Origin of the sequence: Streptomyces pseudovenezuelae (assembly GCF_001513955.1) — a bacterium.
GTDB classification, from domain to species: domain Bacteria; phylum Actinomycetota; class Actinomycetes; order Streptomycetales; family Streptomycetaceae; genus Streptomyces; species Streptomyces pseudovenezuelae.
Genome location: NZ_KQ948146.1, coordinates 513,268 through 528,020 on the forward strand (window position 1 = coordinate 513,268; position 14,753 = coordinate 528,020).

Annotated in this window: 15 protein-coding genes; 9 read left to right on the top strand and 6 right to left on the bottom strand. The window is 71.4% G+C overall.

From position 1 onward, the window contains the following. Positions 1–440 precede the first annotated feature (440 nt). A complete protein-coding gene (locus tag AQI94_RS14415; protein WP_031036469.1) occupies positions 441–791 on the bottom strand; it encodes a GNAT family N-acetyltransferase in 351 nt (116 codons plus the stop codon). 38 nt (positions 792–829) lie between these two features. Further along, positions 830–1,249, bottom strand: a complete 420-nt coding sequence (panD, locus tag AQI94_RS14420) for an aspartate 1-decarboxylase (protein ID WP_031036471.1) — start codon at positions 1,247–1,249, stop codon at positions 830–832. A gap of 372 nt (positions 1,250–1,621) precedes the next feature. Between panD and AQI94_RS14425 the strand changes: the two genes are divergently transcribed. Continuing rightward, positions 1,622–2,278 (top strand): NUDIX domain-containing protein, encoded by a 657-nt coding sequence (locus AQI94_RS14425; RefSeq protein ID WP_225890190.1) that lies wholly within the window; start codon positions 1,622–1,624, stop codon positions 2,276–2,278. A 41-nt stretch (positions 2,279–2,319) separates the two neighbouring features. Next, a complete protein-coding gene (locus AQI94_RS45580; RefSeq protein ID WP_225890191.1) occupies positions 2,320–2,523 on the top strand; it encodes an NUDIX hydrolase in 204 nt (67 codons plus the stop codon). 55 nt (positions 2,524–2,578) lie between these two features. Here the strand turns inward: AQI94_RS45580 and AQI94_RS14430 are convergent, their stop codons facing one another. Then, entirely contained in the window at positions 2,579–3,412 is an 834-nt protein-coding gene (locus tag AQI94_RS14430) for a hypothetical protein (RefSeq protein WP_062229750.1), read from the bottom strand. 272 nt (positions 3,413–3,684) lie between these two features. On the opposite strand from AQI94_RS14430, the gene AQI94_RS45030 reads away from it, so the two are divergent. Next, entirely contained in the window at positions 3,685–3,855 is a 171-nt protein-coding gene (locus AQI94_RS45030) for a hypothetical protein (protein ID WP_167364502.1), read from the top strand. Positions 3,856–4,068: 213 nt separating this feature from the next. Here the strand turns inward: AQI94_RS45030 and AQI94_RS14435 are convergent, their stop codons facing one another. Then, positions 4,069–4,422, bottom strand: coding sequence for an MDR/zinc-dependent alcohol dehydrogenase-like family protein (locus tag AQI94_RS14435; protein ID WP_031036475.1), 354 nt, complete (start codon positions 4,420–4,422; stop codon positions 4,069–4,071). A 3-nt stretch (positions 4,423–4,425) separates the two neighbouring features. Here AQI94_RS14435 and AQI94_RS14440 point away from each other — a divergent pair, with 3 nt between their 5' ends. The 3 genes from AQI94_RS14440 (at position 4,426) to AQI94_RS14450 (ending at position 5,999) form a co-directional block, all read left to right on the top strand. Beyond that, positions 4,426–4,575, top strand: coding sequence for an LmrA/YxaF family transcription factor (locus AQI94_RS14440; protein ID WP_225890192.1), 150 nt, complete (start codon positions 4,426–4,428; stop codon positions 4,573–4,575). Between the two features lie 78 nt (positions 4,576–4,653). After that, the gene (locus tag AQI94_RS14445; protein ID WP_031036478.1) at positions 4,654–5,364 is read left to right on the top strand and encodes a YqjF family protein; all 711 of its coding nucleotides are present in this window, start codon (positions 4,654–4,656) and stop codon (positions 5,362–5,364) included. Then, positions 5,361–5,999 (top strand): hypothetical protein, encoded by a 639-nt coding sequence (locus tag AQI94_RS14450; protein ID WP_031036480.1) that lies wholly within the window; start codon positions 5,361–5,363, stop codon positions 5,997–5,999. The genes AQI94_RS14445 and AQI94_RS14450 overlap by 4 nt, the downstream gene beginning before the upstream one ends. A gap of 85 nt (positions 6,000–6,084) precedes the next feature. Here AQI94_RS14450 and AQI94_RS14455 read toward each other — a convergent pair whose 3' ends face one another. After that, positions 6,085–7,995, bottom strand: a complete 1,911-nt coding sequence (locus AQI94_RS14455; RefSeq protein WP_078902558.1) for an ABC transporter ATP-binding protein — start codon at positions 7,993–7,995, stop codon at positions 6,085–6,087. Between the two features lie 144 nt (positions 7,996–8,139). Here AQI94_RS14455 and AQI94_RS14460 point away from each other — a divergent pair, with 144 nt between their 5' ends. Both AQI94_RS14460 and AQI94_RS14465 read left to right on the top strand, forming a co-directional pair. Then, a complete protein-coding gene (locus tag AQI94_RS14460; RefSeq protein WP_199814275.1) occupies positions 8,140–9,114 on the top strand; it encodes a lysylphosphatidylglycerol synthase transmembrane domain-containing protein in 975 nt (324 codons plus the stop codon). 482 nt (positions 9,115–9,596) lie between these two features. Beyond that, on the top strand, positions 9,597–10,682 hold the full coding sequence (locus AQI94_RS14465) for a mechanosensitive ion channel family protein (protein ID WP_031036489.1): 1,086 nt from the start codon (positions 9,597–9,599) through the stop codon (positions 10,680–10,682). Positions 10,683–10,687: 5 nt separating this feature from the next. Here the strand turns inward: AQI94_RS14465 and AQI94_RS14470 are convergent, their stop codons facing one another. Further along, a complete protein-coding gene (locus AQI94_RS14470) occupies positions 10,688–12,223 on the bottom strand; it encodes a M1 family metallopeptidase (protein ID WP_031036492.1) in 1,536 nt (511 codons plus the stop codon). A 206-nt stretch (positions 12,224–12,429) separates the two neighbouring features. On the opposite strand from AQI94_RS14470, the gene AQI94_RS14475 reads away from it, so the two are divergent. Next, complete coding sequence (locus AQI94_RS14475) at positions 12,430–14,649, top strand: NADP-dependent isocitrate dehydrogenase (protein ID WP_031036496.1); 2,220 nt, start codon at positions 12,430–12,432, stop codon at positions 14,647–14,649. The last annotated feature ends 104 nt before the right edge of the window (positions 14,650–14,753 follow it).

The following is a 14,753-nucleotide window of genomic DNA, read 5'->3' on the forward strand; positions in this document are numbered from 1 at the left end:
ACTACTCCCCGCGTACCCGCGAGGCTCCCCGCCAGTCACCCAGCCGCGTGACGAGCGAGGTCCGGGTGGAGGCGCTGGGCGTGCGGGGCGGGCGGTGGGGGGCCGGGGGTCAAGGGCCGAGGGCTGGGAGGTGGCTTGGCGGTGGGTTGGCGTGCCAGAGCCGGGGGGGTGAGGCCTGCGGCCGCAGCGTGCGACACCGGCCGAACCCGCCACGGACACGCCATCACGCCCCGGTGCCGCCGCATCGGCGGGCGGCTTGGCGTCGCGGTGCTCACCGGGCTGAACACGGCGCCCCACGGGCTCCGCACGATGCCTTGGTGCGCCGCAGCCGCCGGGGGCCTGGCACCCGGCCGAGCGGAATCGGCAAGGCGCGATGGCCGGCCCCCTGCCGTTCGCCCGGTGGCGGTCGAAAGGCCCGGCGTGGGTGTGTGCCGTCGGGGTCAGAAGCCCTCGGGGTGGGCCGCCAGCCACCGCTTCGCCGCGTGGAGGAGTTCCGGGGCGGCGGCGGGGGCCTCGTCCGGGTGGCGTTCGGCCCACTTGACGACGTACGGGCAGAGGGGGGCGACGGCCATGTCCTCGCGCGCCGCGATGCCGTAGAGCTCGCGTGCCAGGGAGCCCGCGATGCCCTGTCCCTCATGGGCCGGTTCCACGATGGTGTGGACCGGGACGAGGGCGCGCCCGGGGGATTCGAGGACGAAGTACTGGATGTGGCCCACGACTTCACCTCCCCCGGAACCGAACGCCTCCAGACGTCCCGCCTGTCGGTCGTCACGGATCTCGATGTCGCTCATGGGCACGCTCCTGGTCCGAAGGTCGTCGAGCAGCTGGGTCAGGCCGACACCGCCTGCGGGCTGCGCTCCTGATCGGAACCCGGAACCGGCTCGGAGGGGTCGGCCCCGAGGGCGACGATGCGGTTGCCGGCGTCCACGTGCACGACCCGGGGTTCGAGTACCCGCGCCTCGGCGTCGGTCACTTGAGCGTAACTGATGATGATCACCAGGTCGCCGGGGTGGACGAGATGAGCGGCGGCACCGTTGATGCCGACCACGCCCGAACCCCGCTCGCCCTCGATGACGTACGTCTCCAACCGGGCACCGTTGGTGATGTCGACGATGTGGACGAGCTCACCCGGCAGCAGATCGGCGGCGTCGAGCAGATCCGCGTCGATGGTCACCGATCCCACGTAGTGCAGGTCGGCTTGGGTGACGGTGGCTCGGTGGATCTTGGACTTGAACATGGTACGCATCATCGGGGCACTCCCAAAAGTAGGCTCCCTGCCCGCGTTGTCGCAGGTCAAGGGCTGTTTGCACACCCTACAAGCGGTCACAGGTCCGGGCAGCTCTCTGCAGGCCTTCCGGACTCGCGCCGACCACTTGCCGTCGTTTCTGACGTGCCGTCAGCGAGTGGGGGAAGGGCTTCGCCCACTCTCGCGGACGCCACCGTCGCGACGGCCCCAAGCCTACGCAGCGCCCCCGGAGGACGTCCGTGACCATCGTCACGCGGTCGCCCTTGACGACAGCCGGGAACGCTCGGGACGTCGGCACCACGGGGGCAAGGGGGCTGCTGTCCGGTTCGTCGCCGTCGCCCTGCCCGCACCACCCCGCATCGATCGGAGGCACGCATGCCTGACGACACCCACCAGGCGATCCCGGCCGTCTCAAGTCCAAGGACGAGGGAGGTACCGCGCGAGCACCACATGCGTCTGCTCCCGCGGTACTACCGCCAAGTGGAAGCGGGCCGCAAGACGATCGAGGTGCGGGTGGCGACCCCGCGGAAGCGCGACATCGCAGCCGGTGAGACGGTCGTCCTCCACGACCGCGACACCGGTCGGGAACTCGACGTCGTCGTGCGGCGGATCACCTCCTACCCGTCCTTCGAGGATCTGCTCGACACGGAGGATCCCGCATGCATCGACCCGGACGGCACGCCCGGAGAACTGCTCTCCACCCTGCGGAGCATCTATCCGCCGGCCAAGGAAGCGCTCGGTGTCCTCGCCCTCGCATTCGACCACCGCCCCGCACGGCCGGGCCACCCCATGCCGATGACACCCACGCAGTACGCGGAGACCGTCCCCCACCACACGGTGTACGGCTGTCTGTACGTCCGCGACGAACGCGACCGGCCGGTGCAGCTGCGCTCGGTCTACGGCTCGCGCCCCTGGCAGTTCCCGGGCGGCGACCTGGACGCTCAGGGAGAGGTCCCGCTGCAGACCGCGCGCCGCGAAGCCGTCGAAGAGACCGGGCTCGACCTCGGACAGGGGCTCCGAGGCTCACCCTGACGCACTTCCTGCACGCTGGGCCCCGCCTGCCGCTGAACAAGGTGGGGCCGGTCTTCGACGGAGGGCGGCTGACCGCGGATCAGCTCGACCGGATCCGGCTCGACCCCGCCGAGCACGACATGTGGGCCGTCCACGACCTCGCCACCTGGCAGAAGCTGATGGCGCCGCGTGCCTTCGCCTGTCTCGACGCCATCGAACGAGCCCGGCGCGGCGAAGGCCCCGCCTACCTCGTCACGCACACCTGATGCCCGGCACGGCCACCCAGGAGGAGCGTCCCGGCGCGGGGCGGGCGGCGGGCGGCTACGCTTCCGGCCGGGCCCGCTCAGCTCGTTTCGCCATCTCCGTGAGAAGCGCCTCCGCGGCGAGGAGTCGTTCATCGAGCGCCGCCAGCCGGGCGTCCTTGGTCCGGTGCAGGTCCTCCGCGCTGCGCAGTTGCGCTTCCACCTCCCTCGCCCAGGTGAAGTTCAGCTCGCCGCGGCGAATGCTGAGCACTTCCAGCCGCTCCAACAAGGTGATGCGCTCCTCCCGCAGGACGCGCAGCTCGTCCTTCAACCGCTTGATCTTGCGCGCGTGGCGTTCGCAGGCGTTCCGCAGATCGGCGATCTGCCGTTCCAGTTCCTCGGTGCGGCCACGTTCGCGGCCGAGGCGTTCCCGCAAGGCGCCGAGCCGGTCGCCGAGGTCCGCCCGTTCGTCCAAGGCGGCGACCAGCTCACGGCGGGTGTCGGCCTCACGTCTGCGGCGGTCGGTGTCCCGTTCCCTCAGGTCCGCCTCGGCTTCGTCGAGGTCGGAAAGGGTCAGTTCGGCGGCCGGGGTCCGTACGGTCTCCTCCGGGAACCATTCCGGCGAGGGCGCGGGCAGAGCCAGCGGCGACGTTTCGTCGCGGGCCGCCCTCCACAGCACCCGGAACGTCTCGACGTCCCCGCCCAGGACGTCGACCACCAGCTCCAACTGCCCCCAGTTGGGGACGCTTTCGCAGCGCAGCACGCTTCCCACCGTGGTGTGGCTCAGAGCCTTGGAGGTACGCAGCGCGATGTCTCGATAGCTGGGGTCACCGGCGTGGCGGCGCTGGTTCTGCAGCTCGTATCTCAGCCGTTGGAGCGCCGGTCCTGAAGGCTGGTGGGTCGCAGACGCCATGAAGTCCCCCCTTGCGCGATGCCGCGGTGCCCGATCATCGCAGCCCGGCGCTCACGCCGAGACGTGTTCGGCCCACGAAGCGACCGGGACGCGGGACGGCCTGTACGGAAGTGTCAGCAGACGGTGGAGCCGTGTACGCGTCCGGCAGCCGGTGTACGCGTTCGGTGCCGCCCGCGCCCGCCGTGTCAACGCCTCCACCGGGCGACGAACGCTTGTGACACGCCGCGTTCCACGAAGGTCCGGCGCATCGCCTCTCGTCAAGGAGCCCGACGGTGACTGTTCTCCTCCTGCTCGCCCTGGCCCTCACCGTGCTGCTCGGGCTGCTCGTCTTCATGCTCAGCAGCGTCTACCTGTGGTCGGCCGACACCGCCCGGCGCGGCCGTGCCTGGCGCCTGCTCACCGCCGCGCTGCCCACTCTCCTCAACCACCGCGCCCGGGAATGAGTCCGCCGGCGGTCGGCCCCGCTGCCGAGGGGACCCTGGTCGTACTCTCCCCAGCGGTGCGGCCCGGTGCTGTGGCGCCGGGCCCCCTCGGGGACGGAGATCAGGCGTCGCCGTTGAGCATCGCGGCGGTCGGGACGGTGCCGCCGAACCCGGCTCCGCCCCTCCCGACACAACGGAGCGAGACGGAGACACCGCGCTGTGGAGGGAGGGTTCTCAGTCCTCCAGGACGAAGATCGGCTTGTGGCCGGGACGGTCCGAGGTCAGTACGCCGGGGATCTCGTCCCAGCCGTACACCCCGCTGGTGACCAGCTCGGGGTGGAGCGTGCCGGCGGCGACCGCCTCCAGCGTCGGGGTCATGTGGGGCCGCGCGTGCCCCTTGCCGTTGTGGAAGTGGACTCCGCGCTGGTACAGCGCGAGCAACGGGAGCGGGACCTCGTCGAAGTAGATGCCGACGCTGTTGACGTGACCCTCGGGCATCACCGACAGCAGTGCCCTGCGCAGCCGCTCGGGGTCGCAACTGGCGTCCAGGGCGAGGTGGAAGTCCTTCTCCCGCCTGCCGTTGAGCACGGCGTGGTGCCGCGGAAGGCGGCGCAGCTCGCGACGCTCGTCGTCGCGGCGGTCGAGGGGACCGTCGCCATGTGCCGCGCCAAGCGCAGTCCCCAGCCCGACGACACGGCGGAGCAGTTGCGGGACCTGATCCTGGCGGCGATCACGGACTGACGGCACACCCGGGACGGGCGGTGGCCTTCCCCTCCTGCCTGCGCGTTTCCGTGGCCCCCGGAGGGGGACCCGGCGGTCGTGGTGGCGTACGGAGCGGAGCAGCGCGTGCGGGTGCCGGCGGTGCGGGCGCGCTGGCTGCGGCAGACGTTCGTGCACTGGCCCTTCCGGCCGGAGGCCGTGCAGGCCCTCCTGCCACCGGAACTGGCCGTGGACGAGTACGACGGGGCGGCATGGGTGGGTCTCACTCCGTTCGTCATGGCGGACGTACGTCCCGCCGGCCTCCCTGCCTCGGTACCCGGGCTCCCCTCCTTCGCGGAGACCAACCTGCGGACCTATGCGCGCCGCGAGGACGGCCGGGACGGGATCTGGTTCCTGTCCATCGAGGTGGCCTGCCCGTTGATGCTGGCGGCTCGGGCCGTCGGAGTGCCGTACCACCTGGGGCATCTGCGCGTGGCCGGCGACGGCGCCTCCGTCTCGTACGCCGGGTCGCGAGGGGCGCGCGGTGTCTCGTACCGGCTGCGCGTCCGTCCCGGCGACCCCCTTCAGCCGAGCGAGCGGGACGTGTGGCTGACCTCGCGCTGGCGCGCGTACACACGCCGGCTCGGGCGTCTGTGGGAGACACCGGTGGAGCACGAGCCCTGGCCGCTGGCCGGCGCGGTCGTCGAGGTGCTGGAGGAGACCCTGACCACCGCGGCGGGCCTGCCCGCCCCGCTGGACGGTCCCGTCGTGCACTTCTCCCCGGGGGTCGAGCACGTCCGGCTGGGAGCCTCCCGGACGTCGTCCTCATGAGCGGGCCGCCGGGCGCGGTGTCCCACGGCGGGCGGCTGCGCTTCGACGGCTGGATCGCCGGCCTGGGCACGACCTCCGGGACCCGTGTCGTGCTGGGGCACTGGCCCCGGTCGCCGTTCGGGCCGTTCAGCGACGTGATGCTGGAGCGGCCCGACGGGGAACGGCTGCTGCTCGCCCCCACCCGGGAGACGGCGGATTTCGTCAGCGGCACCTATGTCTTCGACACCGTGCGCGTCCTCCCGGTCGGCGTGCGCGTCACCGGTGACACCTGGAACGTCACGGCAGGACCGCTCGACCTGCGCTTCACCGCGGGCCGCCGACGGCTCCTGGGGCTGCTGCTGTGCGCGGTCCCCGGCGCGCTCGCCCGGCAACCGGCCTGGTGCGCGCTCACCTCCCTTCCCGCCCGCCTGCTGCTGCCCGGCGTCCGGACCCGCGGGAGTGCGCGGGCGGGCCGCCGCGAGTGGTACGGGGCCCAGGACCTGCGGCCCGTCCACGCGGTGTCGGGGCGCTTCGAGGGCGTCGACCTCGGTGCGACCGCACCCGTCGTCCCGCCCGTGCGCTTCGGGTTCGGGTCCGTACCGAGGTCCCCCTCCCTCACCCGCGTCACGACAACGGTGGACCTCGCTCCGCAGTGACGACATCCGGACGGGCATCCGCCACCGCAGGAGGCCCTGCGGCGGCTGATGCACACGGTCCTCGGCCATCACAGCGGCCGTACGCCTAGGCCACGGCCTCGCCCGCCGCCTCGATCTCCGGCATTCCGGCGCCGTCCTGTGCGCTGAACTGGGTCCGGTAGAGCTCCGCGTACCGGCCGTCGAGGGCGAGGAGTTCCTCGTGCGTGCCCCGCTCCGCGATGTGTCCGTCCTCGACCACCAGGATCAGGTCGGCCGAGCGGATCGTGGACAGGCGGTGGGCGATCACGATGGCCGTCCTGCCCTCCAGTGCCTCGGTGAGCGCCTCCTGCACGGCGGCCTCCGAGGTGTTGTCCAGGTGGGCGGTGGCCTCGTCGAGGATGACGATCCGCTGGCGGGCCAGCAGCAGCCGGGCGATGGTCATGCGTTGGCGCTCACCGCCGGAGAGCCGGTAACCGCGCTCGCCGACCACGGTGTCGAGGCCGTCGGGCAGGGACCGTACGAGCGTGTCGAGGCGGGAGCGGCGCAGGGCGTCCCACAGCTCGCTCTCGCTCGCCTCCGGGCGGGCCAGGAGCAGGTTCGCGCGGACGGAGTCGTGGAAGAGGTGGCCGTCCTGGGTGACCATGCCGAGGGTGGCGCGCAGCGAGCCGGCGCTCAGGTCGCGGACGTCGACACCACCGACGCGGACGGCGCCCTCGTCGACGTCGTAGAGCCGCGGCAGCAGTTGCGCGACGGTCGACTTTCCGGCGCCGGAGGAGCCGACGAGGGCGATCGTCTGGCCGGGTTCGGCGCGGAAGGAGACACCGTGCAGGACCTCGGCGCCGCCGCGGGTGTCGAGGGAGGCGACCTCCTCCAGGGACGCCAGGGAGACCTTGTCGGCGGAGGGGTAGCCGAAGCGGACGTCCGCGAACTCGACGGACACCGGCCCCTCGGGCACCTCCCGGGCGTCCGGCTTGTCCTCGATCAGCGGCTTCAGGTCCAGCACTTCGAAGACCCGCTCGAAGCTGACCAGCGCGCTCATCACCTCGACGCGGGCTCCGGCCAGGGCGGTGAGCGGGGCGTACATCCGGGTCAGGAGCAGGGCGAGGGAGACCACGGCGCCGGGTTCCAGGCTGCCGCGCAGGGCGAACCAGCCGCCGAGGCCGTAGACCAGGGCGAGGGCCAGGGCGGAGACCAGGGTCAGGGCGGTGATGAACACCGACTGTGCGGTGGCGGTCCGTACGCCGATGTCGGCCACCTGGCGGGCGCGGGCCGCGAACTCCACGGACTCCTGCTCGGGCCGGCCGAAGAGCCTGACCAGGGTGGCGCCGGGCGCGGAGAAGCGCTCGGTCATCCGGGTGCCCATGGCCGCGTTCAAGGTGGCCGCCTCCCGCTGCATCCGGGCCATCCGGCTGCCCATGCGCCGGGCCGGGATCACGAACACCGGGAGCAGCGCGAGCGCGAGCAGGGTGATCTGCCAGGACAGGGTGAGCATCACCACAAGGGTCAGCAGCAGGGTGACCAGATTGCTGACCACGCCGGAGAGGGTGTTGCTGAAGGCGCGCTGGGCGCCGATGACGTCGTTGTTGAGACGGGAGACCAGCGCTCCCGTACGAGTGCGTGTGAAGAACGCGACCGGCATGCGCTGCACATGATCGAACACAGCCGTGCGCAGATCGAGGATGAGTCCCTCCCCGAGCGAGGCCGACAGGCGCCGGGCGAGGATGCCGAGCGCCGCCTCGGCCACCGCGATGAGGGCGATGAGCAGGGCCAGGCGGACGACCTTGCTCTCGTCGTCGCCCGACACGATCGCGTCCACGACGTGGCCGGCGAGTACGGGCGTGGCCACGGCGAGCAGCGCGGTCGCCACGCCGAGCACAACAAAGCGGGCGATACGGGTACGGTGCGGGCGGGCGAACGCGCCGATGCGGCGCAGTGTCGCGCGGGCGAACGGGCGGCGTTCCTGCTCGGCGTTCATGACACTGTGCAGCTGTGTCCACGCTGTGGTCTCCATGCTCATGGGAGAGAACTTAGAACCTCAAGCGTTATCGAGGTCAACGCCCGAACCTCAACCGCTCGACCGAAGGACTCGATGACCGTACGTAAGGCCCTGGCCCCGCTTCCGCAACCCGCCGTTGGCGCGGTGGGGAAAACCTCTCCCGGTGTGACAGCGGTAGAACTCCCCCAGGGACGCCCTCTCCAGCGCCTCCCCGTCCGCCGTATCCGCCAGATCCTGTGTCTGGTCCCGCTCCTGCTGGTCACCGTCGTGGCGGTGCGGCACCGTTCCGTTCTCGTCGAGGGCTTCGGCCATCTGCGCAACGCCGAGTGGCCCTGGCTCGTGGCCGCCACCGGCACCACCTGTCTGACGTGGGTGGCCGCCTCCTTCACCCGGCAGGGCGCCGTGGTGGAACGGCTGCCCCGGCGACGGCTGCTGGCCACGCAGTTCGCGGCCGGCGCGGCCAATCACCTGCTGCCGACGGGCCTCGGCGCCGGCGCGGTCAACCTGCGGTTCATGACCGTGTGCGGGGTGCCGCTCGCCCGCTCCTCGGCCGCGCTGGCCCTGTATCTGCTGGCCGAGTCGATCGGCCGGCTCGCCCTGCTGACCCTGCTCTTCGTGACCTTCCCGGACGCGCTGCGGTTCGGCGCGCTGCTGCCCGACACGGCGGCCGGTCCGCTGCTGCTGGGCCTGGGCGCGGTGCTGGTGATCGCCGTGGGTGTCCTCGCCGGTGTCCGCCGGGTGCGGTCGGCGGTGGGCTCCTTCCTGCGGACCGCCCTGTGCGAGGCCCGCTCGGTGCACGCCATGCCGTCCCGGGCGTTCGCCCTGTGGGGCGGTTCGCTCGCCTTCCCGGCCCTCCAGGCGGCCGGTTTCGCCGCGGTGGGACAGGCGCTGGGGCTGCCGGTGCCGCCCGTGCACATGGCGGTCGCGTATCTGGCCGCCACCTGCGCGGTGGCTCTGGTGCCCACACCGGGCGGGGTCGGTTCGGTGGAGGCGGCCCTGGTGGTGGCGCTGGTGGCGGCGGGCGGCCCGGTGGCCGTGTCCACGGCGGTGGTGCTCGCCTACCGGATCATCACGGTCTGGGTGCCGCTGGTGCCGGGGGCGCTGACGCTGGGTGCGCTGGTGCGGCTGAAGGTGATCTGACCGGTCGCGGACCATTCCCGACGCGCCGGTCGGTGCGCCGTACCCGTACGGGGCCGCCCTGGGGTCCAGTCGATGGGTCCGGCGCGCGGTCATTTGGGGACGGTCCCCGGGCGAAGGCGTTCGCGGTGCAGCACGGCCGTCCCCACGGTTCGGGGCGATCCAGCGGGTCCGGCCGCGACGGGGCGCGGGGAGCCGTTTTCAGCCGGGTCTTCAGCCGGGTCCGTGGCGCCCGGGCAGGTGGAGCGGCCTTCGTACAGGACGCCCACCACGGCCGCGCACTCGGAGCGGTCGCAGGCCGAACCCGCCGAGGGCATCGTCCGAAACCCGGCGATCCGGCGCCCCGCCCGGTACGAACTCCCGTGGCGGATACGGCAGGATGAGCGGTCGCGTCGGCCACGGAACCTTCACGCAAACCGACGCGATCGCACTTCCCGCACTTTCGAACAGGTGGCAACGTGACGGCATTTCAACGGGATCTCACCATGGACGACATGGTCGGCGCCGGCATCGCCGTGGTCGCCGGTCTGGTGGCGGCTTTCCTGCTGCGCATGCTGCTCAAGTGGCTCGGCAAGCACGCGGACCGCACCAAGTGGGGCGGCGACGACGTCCTCGTGGCCGCGCTGCGGACCGTGGTGCCCTCGGCGGCGGTCGCGGGCGGCATCGCCGTCGCCGCGGCCGCCCTGCCGCTGACCAAGGGCGTCCAGCGCACGGTCAACCAGGTGCTGACCGTGCTGCTGATCTTCGTCGTCACGGTGGCGGCGGCCCGGCTGGTCGCGGGGCTGGTGCGGACGGTCACCACGTCCCGTTCCGGGGTCGCCGGTTCCGCCACGATCTTCGTCAACATCACGCGGGTGCTGGTCCTGGCGATCGGTTTCCTGGTCGTCCTGCAGACCCTCGGCATCTCCATAGCGCCCATGCTCACCGCCCTGGGCGTCGGCGGTCTCGCGGTCGCGCTGGCCCTCCAGGACACGCTCGCCAACCTCTTCGCGGGCATCCACATCCTCGCCTCCAAGACCGTCCAGCCCGGCGACTACATCCGGCTGGCCAGCGGCGAGGAGGGCTACGTCGAGGACATCAACTGGCGTCAGACGACCGTACGCGCGCTCTCCAACAACCTGATCGTCGTCCCCAACGGCGAGCTCGCCAAGACGAACATGACCAACTTCATGCGTCCCGAGCAGCAGTTGACGATCCTGGTCCAGGTCGGCGTGGCCTACGACAGCGATCTGGAGCACGTCGAGCGGGTCACCTGCGAGGTCGTCATCGAGGTCATGACGCGGGTCGAGGGCGCGGTCCCCGAGCACGAACCGCTGGTCCGCTTCCACACCTTCGGCGACTCGCGGATCGGCTTCACGGTCATCCTGGGCGTCGGTGAGTTCAGCGACCAGTTCCGCATCAAGCACGAGTTCATCAAGCAGCTGCACAGGCGCTACCGCGAGGAGGGCATCCGGATCCCGGCGCCCGCGCGGACCGTGGCCCTCCAGCAGGGTTCGGTGTCGATCCCGCACCAGCGCGGCGCGCAGACCGTGATCGAGCCGGGCGAGATGCCCTCCGCCCGGCTCGACTGAGTCCCCTAGAGGGTCGCCGAGTTGTCGTGCCAGTGGCCGTCGGTCCGGTTCTGCGGCTGCCGCAGCGCCGAGCTGACCGGGGTCACCGTCCAGTCCGGGTGGCCGGGCATCCTCGGGGTCCTGGTGCCGTAGAGCCAGTCCCGCAGGAAACCGGACTGGTCGGCGCCGGAGACCTCCGAGGCGACGGCGATGTAGTCCTCGGTCGACGCCGAGGAGTTGCGGAAGCGCTCCAGGAAGGTCGACTCGATCGCGGCGAAGACCGTCCCGCCCACCTGCTCGCGCAGCGCGTACAGGACGAGGACGCCGCCGAGGTAGCGCTGGCTGTCGAAGAGGTTGGCCTCGTTGGGGGCGGCGACCGGGCCCGAGGTCCTGCGCCACTGGTCGCCGCGCGCGTAGGTGTCCTTCATACGGGCTTCCATGGTGGTCAGGCCGAGGGAGTCGGCCCAGCCGCGCTCGTAGCGGTACAGCAGCCCGTAGAAGTCGGCGTGGCCCTCGTTGAGCCACAGGTCCGACCAGGTCGCCGGGCTCACGCTGTTACCGAACCAGGAGTGGACCAGCTCGTGCATCATGTGCGAGCCGATGCTCTTCTCCGCCTGGAGCAGGAAGTTCGGCTTGTACAGGGTGAGGGTCTGGGTCTCCAGGCCCGTGAAGTCGAAGGCGTTCGAGGCGTCGTTGTTGCAGGGCAGCAGGCCGTACGTCTCGAAGGGGAAGGCGCCGAGCCGCTGCTCGATCCAGCTCACCAGGTTCGGGGTGAGGGCGAGCGCGGGCTCCAGGGCGGCGGCCCGGGCGGTCGGGACGACGTCCCTGAGCGGGAGTCCGTGCGGGCCCTGCCGGTCCTTGATGACGTAGTCGCCGACCGTGATCTGCACGAGCTCCGTGGCGATCGGCTCCCGGGACCGGTAGCCGTACGCGGTCCGGCCGTCGCCGAGGTCCTCGGTGCTCACCAGCCGGCCGCTCGCGACCCCCTTGAGCCCCGCCGGGACCGTGATGCGGAACGTGAAGTCGGCCTTGTCCGAGGGGTGGTCGTTGCACGGGAAGACGGTGTGCGCCGCGTTGGGCTGGGGGCAGACCGCGAAGCCGTCCGGGGTGGGCACCCAGGCGGTGGGAGTGAGGGCGGCGCGCGGGTCCACCGTGTACGTCACCGTCACGGTCGCCGTTGTCTGCGCGGGCAGGGAGGCGGCGGGGGTGATCCGCAGCTTCTGGCCGGCCTGCTCCCGGGCGGCCGGGACGCCGTCGAGCAGCACCTCATGCACGTCGAGGCCCGACGCGTCCAGGGACAGGCGGCTGAGCTCCTGCGCGGTGGTGAGGGTCAGGGTCGCCGTCGCGTCGACGAGCCGGGTCGTGCCGTCGTACGCGAGGTCGAGGTCGTAGGCGGAGACGCGGTAGCCGTCGTTGCCGAGGCCCGGGAAGACGGGATCCCCGAGGGTCTCCGGGCCAGGGGTGCCGGTCTCCGGGTCCGCGTGCGCCGGGGCGGCCACGGACAGGGCCGCCACGGTGCCGAGCAGAGCTGCCGGTGCCGTCACTCTGGTGCGATATCTCATGGTCTGCTTTCCCTCGGGCGGCCGGATGGTCGGGTCCGGCCGTCGGATGACTGTGATCAACGTGCATGACCACAAGATCAGACGCGTCGGTTGCCCCGAGGGATGTACGGGATCTTCGCCGTCGGTCGAGGACCCCTGTCGAGACCGGGACGGTCACGAGATATCTTGATGTCGAGCAATGTTGCAGACGTGGAGCGGAGCACCCGGTGACTGACTCGACCATCATCTATACGCACACTGACGAGGCCCCGGCCCTGGCGACGTATTCCTTCCTGCCGGTGGTCCAGGCGTACGCCTCGCAGGCGGGTGTCTCCGTGGAGACGCGGGACATCTCGCTGGCCGGGCGGATCATCGCCGTGTTCCCGGAGTACCTGACCGAGGACCAGCGGATCCCGGACGCCCTGCACGAGCTGGGCGAGCTGGCGAAGACGCCCGAGGCCAACATCATCAAGCTGCCGAACATCTCGGCGTCGATCCCGCAGCTCAAGGCCGCCGTCGCCGAGCTGCAGGCCCAGGGCTACGCGCTGCCGGACTACCCGGACGACCCCAAGACCGACGAGGAGCGGGACATCCAGGCCCGCTACGACAAGGTCAAGGGCTCCGCCGTGAACCCGGTCCTGCGGGAGGGCAACTCCGACCGCCGCGCCCCCGCCTCGGTCAAGAACTACGCCAAGACCCACCCGCACCGCATGGGCGCCTGGTCGTCGGAGTCCAAGACCAACGTGGCGACCATGGGTGTGGACGACTTCCGCTCCACCGAGAAGTCCGTCGTGATCTCCGAGGCCGGCTCGCTGAGGATCGAGCTGGTCGGCGACGACGGCTCCACCACCGTGCTGCGCGAGTCGGTACCGGTCCTCGCGGGCGAGGTCGTCGACGCCTCGGTGCTGCACGTGGCCCCGCTGCGGGAGTTCCTCACCGCGCAGATCGCCCGCGCCAAGGCCGAGGACGTGCTGTTCTCGGTGCACCTCAAGGCCACGATGATGAAGGTCTCGGACCCGATCATCTTCGGTCACGTGGTGCGCGCGTTCTTCCCGAAGACCTTCGCGCAGTACGGCCCGACGCTCGCCGCGGCCGGCCTGACCCCGAACGACGGTCTGGGCGGCATCTACAAGGGCCTGGAGTCCCTGCCCGAGGGCGCCGAGATCAAGGCCTCCTTCGACGCCGAGCTCGCCGAGGGCCCGGCTCTCGCGATGGTCGACTCCGACAAGGGCATCACCAACCTGCACGTGCCGTCCGACGTGATCGTGGACGCCTCGATGCCGGCCATGATCCGCACCTCGGGTCACATGTGGGGCCCGGACGGCCAGGAGGCCGACACCCTCGCGGTCCTGCCGGACTCGTCGTACGCCGGTGTCTACCAGGCCGTGATCGAGGACTGCCGTGCCAACGGCGCCTACGACCCGTCGACCATGGGCTCGGTCCCGAACGTCGGCCTCATGGCGCAGAAGGCCGAGGAGTACGGCTCCCACGACAAGACCTTCGAGATCCAGACCACCGGCACCGTCCGCCTGGTGGACCAGAACGGCAACGCCGTCATCGAGCAGACGGTCTCCGCCGGCGACATCTTCCGCGCCTGCCAGACCAAGGACGCCCCGATCCGCGACTGGGTGAAGCTGGCCGTCACCCGCGCCCGCGCCACCGGCAACCCGGCCGTGTTCTGGCTGGACGAGACCCGCGCGCACGACGCCAACCTGATCGCCAAGGTCGAGCAGTACCTGACCGAGCACGACACCGAGGGCCTGGACATCCGCGTCCTCAACCCGGTCGAGGCGACCAAGCTGTCGGTGGAGCGCATCCGCCGCGGCGAGGACACGATCTCGGTGACGGGCAACGTCCTGCGTGACTACCTGACCGACCTCTTCCCGATCCTGGAGCTGGGCACCAGCGCCAAGATGCTGTCGGTCGTCCCGCTGATGGCGGGCGGCGGTCTGTTCGAGACGGGCGCCGGCGGTTCCGCGCCGAAGCACGTCCAGCAGCTGGTCAAGGAGAACTACCTGCGCTGGGACTCCCTCGGCGAGTTCTTCGCGCTGGTCCCCTCGCTGGAGCAGTTCGCCGACTTCACGGGCAACACCCGTGCCAAGGTGCTCGCCGACACCCTCGACCGCGCCACGGCGACCTTCCTCAACGAGGACAAGTCCCCGACCCGTCGCGTCGGCGGCATCGACAACCGCGGCAGCCACTTCTACCTGTCCCTGTACTGGGCCCAGGAGCTGGCCGCGCAGACCGACGACGCGGACCTGGCGAAGGCCTTCGCCCCGCTCGCCGAGTCGCTCGCCGCGAACGAGCAGAAGATCGTCGAGGAGCTCAACGCGGTCCAGGGCCAGTCGGCCGACATCGGCGGCTACTACCAGCCCGACCCGGCCAAGGCCGCCAAGGTCATGCGCCCGTCGACGACGTGGAACGAGGCGCTGGCGTCCCTGAGCTGACGCCCGCCGCTGTGCGCCTCCGCCCCGGCCGGCTTCTGCCCGGCCGGGGCGGAGGCGTGTCCGGGGCGCGCACCCGAAGGCGCTCCCCGGGGCGGCCCGTCGGC